The following is a 2,331-nucleotide window of genomic DNA, read 5'->3' as shown; positions in this document are numbered from 1 at the left end:
CGGTCCAATGCGCACGCGGATCTTCGACGTGCGTGTTGCTGGGTGATCGAATGCGGAGGGAACGACAGCGAAGTCGTCGGCCTGCTCGCATTGTCCCCGCATTCCGGTGCGGCCGAAATCGGCGTCATGGTCCTGGCGCCCTGGCAAGGCCGCAAGGTGGCGCAGGAGACCATCGCGTTCCTGTCCGGCCACCTGTTCGAAGAAGGCGCGTGGCCGCGCACGTTCAGTCGCCACGCGCGCGACAATGACGCCGGTGCGGGCGTCATGCGACGGCTGGGGTTCCACGCGATGGCGGAGGTGCCAGGGGGATCGGCGTTCCGGGGTTGGGAAATGACGCGGGATGAGTGGATGCGGCGGTTCGCCGCTCAGGCAGGGGCAAAGCAGTGACGGGACTCGAGGAAGCAGACGCGGGGCGGGGCCGGCTCGCGTGCGTGGGCGTGGGCATGACCCTGGGGGCGCACCTGGCACCGCGTGCGCGGAGCCATATCGAACAGGCAGACGTCGTCTTCAGTGCCATGTCGGACCCGATCGTCGAACTGTGGGTGCAGGGCATGAATGCAGATGTCAGGAGCCTCCAGCCGCTCTACCGGGAGGGCAAGCCGCGGCGCGAGACCTACCGCGAGATGGTCGAGGCGATGCTGGCGGAGGTGCGGCGGGGGCGACGTGTATGCGGTGCCTTCTATGGCCACCCCGGCGTGTTCGCGCAGGTCCCGCACCGGGCGGTGGAGCAGGCGCGCGCCGAGGGGTTCGAGGCCGTGATGGAAGCCGCGGTGTCGGCGGAAGACTGCCTCTACGCCGACCTGGGCATCGACCCGGGCGCAGTGGGTTGCCAGCATTTCGAAGCGAGCCAGTTCATGTTCTACGAGCGCAGGGTGGACCCGTCTGCGTATCTGGTCCTGTGGCAGATCGGCGTGGCGGGCGATCTCTCGACCGGGCGGCTGTCCACCGACGCCGGTACCAAGCAGGTGCTGGTGGACCTGTTGCTCGGCGATTACCCGGCAGGCCATGAAGTGATCGCCTACGAGGCGGCCACGCTGCCGATCTCGCGCCCCCGCATGGACCGGCTGCCGCTGGACCAGCTGCCCACGGCGACGCTTTCGGCCGCGACCACCCTGGTGGTTCCGCCTGCCGTCCCGCTGCGGAGGAACGAGCAGGTCCTGGCGCGCCTGCGCGCCTTGGGCGGCTGAGGGCGCCGGACCGCCCGGGGCGTGGCAAGCCCGCCTGAAAGTGAGTATTGTCACGCCAAGGGGGCAGGCCTGCGCGTACGGCGCGGGCGCTGCAGAATCGCTTCAACCATCATTGTTTTGGGGAAATCCGCGTGTCCAATGCCATCCGCTTCCTGGAGTCCATGGGTGCTGCCGCTTCGTCGCAGGCGACGTCCGACTATCTGGCCGCCGTCGCCGCCCTCGATGTCGAGGCCGACCAGCGTGCCGCGTTGCGCGATCGCGACGTCGCATCGCTGACCCGGCTGCTGGACGCCCGGCCGGCCATGTTCTGCATGATCCTCGCCCCGGATGAGGGCAAGGAAGACGAGTCGCGTGAAGACGCGGACGATCAGACGGGTGGGGAAGAGGACCCGGCTGAAAAGGAGTAACCTCGGCGGCCAGCGGGCTCCGGTGGCGGCAGTCGGTCGGGAGACTAGGGATGATGCTCGGGAAAGGACGTACCTATTGGCTGGCGTGTGCGCTGGCATGCGCGTTCGTCGCACCGGCGCAGGCCCAGATGGCGCCGGGCATCGATGCGCTGATCGAGCAGGCGGAGACGATCAAGACCTCCCAGCCGGCCCGCTTCTACGAGGTGCTGGATCGGCTCGAAAAGCGCGTCGAGGAAGCCACCCCGGAGCAGCGTCTCAAGCTGCGGCTGCTCAGGGCGCATGGATTCCTGATGAAGGGCAAGTCGGAGCCCGCGATACGGGAGCTCCGCCAGATCCAGCAGGAGACGCAGGACCCGGAGATGCTGTTCTGGACCGGATCGCTGCTGGTCAATACCTATGCGTTGACCCGCAAGTTCGAGCAGGGGCTGACCACGCTCAACGACATCCTGCCGCTGGCCACCAAGGTGGAGAAGAAGGATGTACGTCACCGCGGGCTGCTCGTCGCCGGGCTGCTGTACAACCAGGTCGGCGAGTACACCCTCGGTGAGCAGTATGCGCAGCAGGTGCTGTCGGATGCACCGGATGGGCGCAACAGGTGCGCGGCCGGCAACCTGGTGGCCGAGGCCGCGCTGGGGTTGAAGAAGTCACCCTCGGAAGAGGCGATCTTCAGCACCATCAAGACGTGCGAGGAGCAGAAGGAGCCGATCCTGGGCGGCCTTACCCGCACCTACCTGGCC

4 protein-coding genes are annotated in these 2,331 nt (G+C 67.7%); all 4 read left to right on the top strand.

From position 1 onward, the window contains the following. A partial coding sequence (locus AC04L7_RS16885) for a GNAT family N-acetyltransferase (protein ID WP_475513475.1) occupies positions 1–387 on the top strand: 387 nt, incomplete at its 5' end. After that, on the top strand, positions 345–1,187 hold the full coding sequence (locus tag AC04L7_RS16880; protein ID WP_475513474.1) for an SAM-dependent methyltransferase: 843 nt from the start codon (positions 345–347) through the stop codon (positions 1,185–1,187). The genes AC04L7_RS16885 and AC04L7_RS16880, both read left to right, overlap by 43 nt. A 131-nt stretch (positions 1,188–1,318) precedes the next feature. Then, positions 1,319–1,594, top strand: coding sequence for a hypothetical protein (locus AC04L7_RS16875; RefSeq protein WP_296278258.1), 276 nt, complete (start codon positions 1,319–1,321; stop codon positions 1,592–1,594). 53 nt (positions 1,595–1,647) lie between these two features. Then, positions 1,648–2,331, top strand: a 684-nt coding sequence (locus tag AC04L7_RS16870; RefSeq protein WP_475513473.1) for a hypothetical protein, incomplete at its 3' end; no start/stop codon positions are given.

The sequence above is a fragment of the Pseudoxanthomonas sp. LjRoot204_2 genome, from assembly GCF_056175765.1.
This window is presented reverse-complemented; position numbering and strand designations above follow the sequence as displayed.